The organism is Pseudomonas sp. 05N434 (assembly GCF_056396965.1).
Genome location: NZ_JBFTMK010000376.1, coordinates 1 through 4,967, shown reverse-complemented (window position 1 = coordinate 4,967; position 4,967 = coordinate 1). Strand labels below are relative to the sequence as shown.

5 protein-coding genes are annotated in these 4,967 nt (G+C 61.0%); 2 read left to right on the top strand and 3 right to left on the bottom strand.

Annotation, left to right across the window (positions count from 1 at the left end):
* Positions 1–1,335 (top strand): electron transfer flavoprotein-ubiquinone oxidoreductase (locus AC1DLB_RS21030; protein WP_477785575.1); only part of this gene is annotated, 1,335 nt, incomplete at its 5' end.
* 83 nt (positions 1,336–1,418) lie between these two features.
* Here AC1DLB_RS21030 and AC1DLB_RS21025 read toward each other — a convergent pair.
* Positions 1,419–2,309, bottom strand: a complete 891-nt coding sequence (locus AC1DLB_RS21025; protein WP_477743473.1) for an AraC family transcriptional regulator — start codon at positions 2,307–2,309, stop codon at positions 1,419–1,421.
* 190 nt (positions 2,310–2,499) lie between these two features.
* On the opposite strand from AC1DLB_RS21025, the gene AC1DLB_RS21020 reads away from it, so the two are divergent.
* Complete coding sequence (locus AC1DLB_RS21020; RefSeq protein ID WP_018926185.1) at positions 2,500–3,552, top strand: NAD(P)-dependent alcohol dehydrogenase; 1,053 nt, start codon at positions 2,500–2,502, stop codon at positions 3,550–3,552.
* On the opposite strand, the gene AC1DLB_RS21015 is transcribed toward AC1DLB_RS21020, so the two are convergent.
* Both AC1DLB_RS21015 and AC1DLB_RS21010 read right to left on the bottom strand, forming a co-directional pair.
* Positions 3,549–4,352 carry an IclR family transcriptional regulator gene (locus AC1DLB_RS21015; RefSeq protein WP_018926186.1) on the bottom strand — a complete coding sequence of 268 codons (804 nt, stop codon included), beginning with the start codon at positions 4,350–4,352 and terminating at the stop codon, positions 3,549–3,551. The two genes, AC1DLB_RS21020 and AC1DLB_RS21015, sit on opposite strands and share 4 nt — an antisense overlap.
* 60 nt (positions 4,353–4,412) lie before the next feature.
* A partial coding sequence (locus AC1DLB_RS21010; RefSeq protein WP_477785574.1) for an MFS transporter occupies positions 4,413–4,967 on the bottom strand: 555 nt, incomplete at its 5' end.

Below are 4,967 nucleotides of genomic sequence, written 5' to 3'. Positions count from 1 at the left end.
GGCAACTACATCATCTCCCTGGGCAATCTGTGCCGCTGGCTGGCCCAGCAGGCCGAGAACCTGGGCGTGGAAATCTACCCGGGCTTCGCCGCCCAGGAAGCGCTGTTCGACGAGAACGRCGTAGTCCGCGGGATCATCACCGGCGATCTGGGCGTTGACCGCGAAGGCAATCCGAAAGAAGGCCTGTACACCCCAGGCATGGAACTGCGCGCCAAGTACACGCTGTTCGCCGAAGGTTGCCGCGGCCACATCGGCAAGCAGCTGATCAAGCGTTTCAACCTCGACAGCGAAGCCGACGCCCAGCATTACGGCATCGGCCTGAAAGAAATCTGGGAAATCGACCCGGCCAAGCACCAGCCTGGCCTGGTGGTCCACACCGCCGGCTGGCCGCTGGACATCATGGGCACCGAGAACACCGGGGGCTCGTTCCTCTATCACCTGGAAAACAACCAGGTGGTGGTCGGTCTGATCGTCGATCTTTCCTACAGCAACACCTTCCTGTCGCCGTTCGATGAGTTCCAGCGCCTCAAGCATCACCCGGTGCTCAAGCAATACCTGGAAGGCGGCAAGCGCGTCAGCTACGGCGCTCGCGCCATCTGCAAAGGCGGCCTGAACTCGCTGCCGAAAATGGTCTTCAAGGGCGGCGCTCTGATCGGTTGCGACCTCGGCACCCTGAACTTCGCCAAGATCAAGGGCAGCCACACGGCGATGAAGTCCGGCATGCTCGCCGCTGACGCGGTGGCCGATGCGCTGTTCGCCGATCTGGACGGCACGCAAGAGCTGACCACTTATGTCGAAGCATTCAAGAAGAGCTGGCTCTACGACGAACTGTTCGCCAGCCGCAACTTCGGCCCAGCGATCCACAAGTTCGGCGCCATTGTCGGCGGCGGTTTCAACTGGATCGACCAGAACATCTTCGGCGGCAAACTGCCGTTCACCCTGCACGACACCAAGCCGGATTACGCGTGCCTGAAACTGGCGGCCGACTGCAAGAAGATCGACTACCCGAAACCGGACGGCAAGATCAGCTTCGACAAACTCAGCTCGGTGTTCATCTCCGGTACCAACCACGAAGAAGAGCAGCCGTGCCATCTGAAGCTGGCCGACGCGAGCATCCCGATCAGCAAGAACCTGCCGCTGTACGATGAACCTGCCCAGCGTTACTGCCCGGCCGGCGTGTACGAAGTGGTCACCCAGGAAGACGGCGAGAAGCGCTTCCAGATCAACGCCCAGAACTGCGTTCACTGCAAGACCTGCGACATCAAGGACCCTGCACAGAACATCACCTGGGTGGCGCCGGAAGGCTCCGGCGGCCCGACTTATCCGAACATGTAAGTCGACCATCTGAACAACAAGGCTCCCTGAACGGGGGCCTTTTTGTTGCCCGCAATTCAAGCGTCACCACAAGAACCAGTGGATCAGGCAGCGCGCTCATCCCCCGGATTACGCTCGAAGTAGCGCTTGTACTCACGACTGAACTGCGACGTGCTCTGATACCCCACCCGATGCGCCACCTGGGCCACGCCCAATCCTTCGCCCTGCAGCAAGCGCTGGGCCTTGAGCAAGCGCAAACGCTTCAGATACTGCACTGGCGACAACAAGGTGCAGCGTTTGAAATGCTCATGAAACGTCGATGCGCTCATGTTGGCGCAACTGGCCAGGGCTTCGACGTTCAGCGGCTCGGTGTAATGCGCATGCAGATGGCTCAGGGAGGCCGCGATCCGGGCGAACTGCCCCTGTTGCTCCACCAGCGCCCGCAATACATCAGCTTGCGGCCCACGCAAGGCGACGAACAACAACTCACGCAATCGCGCCTGTCCCATAACCTGGCTCTCCAGCGGGTCGTGCAGACAGCGCAACAGCCGCTCAACACAACCCCGCATCGCATCATCGAGCACCGCCGAAGTCATGGACTCTGGCGTCTGCGCCGCGATACAGCGCCCCGACGCCAGCCCCATGGCCAACACCAACTCACCGAGCAACACCCGGTCAATGGCGATGGAAATGCCCAGCATCGGGCCATCGGGCGCGGAAAACGTCTCGCACTCGAACGGCACCGGCAGCGCCTGAATCAAATAATGCCCGGCACCGTATTCCAGAGTACGCGACCCCAGATACGCCAACTTACTGCCCTGGGCGATGATGACCAGGCTTGGCTCGTAGATTTGCGGGCCACGGGCCAAATCACAACTGGCCCGCAAAATCTGCACGCCCGGCAACGTGGTAGGCGTGAAACCATCGCGGGTGGTCAGCCGCTGGATCAGCGAAACCAGCGTGGCATTGGCATCGAGATGACGGGTCAACAACATGGAGAGCTCTTCACAAAAAAGTCGCGAAAAAAGGGATGAAAACATCATCGCAGGTCTGAACGCCAATGCGGCCAATCAACGGTGCATACCGGAGGATTAGGCATGACACCCGGAGGAATCGCCATGGCCGGTCACCCGTGCGGTGCCCAGAATGGCTCGCCTCACCTGTCACTGCTTTGCGAGGTTCACCATGTACACCGCCATCGGATACGCCGCTCAGTCGCCCACCACTCCCCTCGCCCCGATGAAATTCGAACGCCGCAGTCCACGGCCCGACGACGTCGCAATCGAGATTCTCTACTGCGGCGTCTGCCATTCCGACATCCACCAGGCGCGCAACGAGTGGGGCATTGCGGTTTACCCGCTGATGCCCGGCCATGAGATCGTCGGCAAAGTGACCGCCGTCGGCGCGAACGTTACTAAACACAAAGTCGGCGATCTGGTCGGCGTCGGTTGCATGGTCGACTCGTGCCGCCATTGCGAAGCCTGCCAGGCCGATCTGGAGCAATACTGCCTCGAAGGCCCGACCATGACGTACGCCACCCCGGACCGGGTCGATGGCAGCAACACGATGGGCGGTTACTCCGACAGCATCGTGGTCAGCGAGCACTTTGTCGTGCGCATCCCGGAGAAGCTCGACCTGGCCAGCGCCGCGCCGATTCTATGTGCCGGCATCACCACCTACTCGCCGCTCAAGCACTACGGCGTGAAGGCCGGTGACAAGGTCGGGATTCTTGGCATGGGCGGTCTCGGTCACATGGGGATCAAGTTCGCCAAGGCGATGGGCGCTGAGGTGACCTTGTTCACCCGCTCGGCGAGCAAGGCTGAAGAAGGTCGTCGCCAAGGCGCGGACCACGTGATCGTGTCCACCGATGCCGAACAGATGAAGGCCGCCGCCGGACAATTCGACTTCCTGCTGGACACCATTCCGGTGCAGCACGACCTCAACCCCTACCTCGATACCCTGCGTTTCGACGGCGTGCACATTCTGGTGGGCTTGATCGAGCCGATCGATCCGCCGGTGCATGCTGCCAAACTGGTATTGGGTCGTCGCATGCTGGCCGGCTCACTGATCGGCGGCATCGCCGAAACCCAGGAAGTACTGGACTTCTGCGCCGAGCACGGCATCTCCTGCGACATCGAAATGCTCGACATCCACCAGATCAACGAGGCTTACACCCGCATGATCGCCGGTGACGTGAAATACCGCTTCGTGATCGACATGGCGACGCTGAAACTCTAAACCTTCAGGCCCAATTCCGCCGACAGCCGGGCTGTGACCCCTTTGATCAGGGGAATCAGCTCGGCCATTTTTTCCAGCGGCATGTACGGCACGGTGCTGGCGATGCTGATGCCGGCGACAATGCGCTTGCTGGCATCGCGAATCGGTGCCGCCACGCAGCGAATCGATGGTTCGTTGTCTTCCAGGTCGAAGGCGTAACCGCCGGCCACGTACTCGATCATGCGCTGCTGAAACTGTTCCCAGGATTGCTCCGGGTGCTGTGGCCAGAACTGATTTTTCCCGCCCACCGGCAAGCTGATTTCATACAGCCGTTGCCATTCTTCCTGCGAGTCATCGAGCATCAGCGCCTTGCCGATCCCGGTACGCGCCAACGGCATGCGATGGCCGACCCGCGAACGCATTTCCGGGCCATTGCGCCCCGGATTCTTGAGCAGGTACAGCACCTCGTCGCCTTCACGAATCGCCAGGTGAATGGTGTCGCCGGTCAATGCCGACAACTCATCCAGATACGGCCCGGCCAGCGTCACCAACGGCAGCTCTTCGCGCGCCTGAAAACCCAGCTCGATCAGTTTCGGCCCCAACAGATAGCCGACCTGCGGCACCACCCGCAGATAACGCTCGTCCACCAGGCAACTGGCCAGACGATGGGTGGTGCTGCGCGTCGTGCCGATCAGCCGGGCGATTTCCTTGAGATCGCGGGCGCCACTGGCCACCGCCTGCACCACACCCAGGCCGCGAAGCAGTGTCTGGGTGCCGGTCGGCGCGGCGTCCTTGGCGATTTTTGGGGCGTCTTCCTGCATATCCAGCCTTTACCGTTGAGCGAGGGAACGGGCGGCATTATGGTCGCCGGACGGCTGCGACTACAACTTGATACGCTCGACCTTGCCCACCAGCAACACGTAGGACAGCGCACCCAGCAACGCCAGAACAGAGATATAGGTGATCGCCGGGGCAAACGAATCACCGGAGGCAAGGAAACCGATGACGATTGGCGTGGTAATCGCCGCCAGGTTGCCGATGAAATTGAACACCCCACCGGTCAGTCCGAGCAAGCGTGCCGGGGCCAGGGTCGACACCAGCGACCAGGTGATCGAGGCCAGACCGTTGCCGAAGAAAGCCAGCGCGAGGAAGGCAATCACCAGCGGCGTCGATTCGACGAAGTTGGCGCCGATGATCGAGGTGGAAATCAGCAGTCCGCCAATGCTCGGTAGCTTGCGGGCGAAGCCTACGGTGTAGCCGCGACGGATCAAAAAGTCCGAGAAGAACCCCGAGCACAGCACGCCGACAAACGCTGCGAGAAACGGCAGTGACGCCAGCAAGCCAGACTTGATGAAGTCCATGCCGCGATATTTCACCAGGTAAGTCGGGAACCACGTCAGGAAGAACCATAAAGTCGAATTGAGGCAGAACTGGCC

Excerpts from the sequence above, each read along its gene's own strand:
- AC1DLB_RS21025 (WP_477743473.1), bottom strand. The coding sequence starts at position 2,309 with ATGTTGTTGACCCGTCATCTCGATGCCAATGCCACGCTGGTTTCGCTG.
- AC1DLB_RS21015 (WP_018926186.1), bottom strand. The coding sequence starts at position 4,352 with ATGCAGGAAGACGCCCCAAAAATCGCCAAGGACGCCGCGCCGACCGGC.
- AC1DLB_RS21020 (WP_018926185.1), top strand. The coding sequence starts at position 2,500 with ATGTACACCGCCATCGGATACGCCGCTCAGTCGCCCACCACTCCCCTC.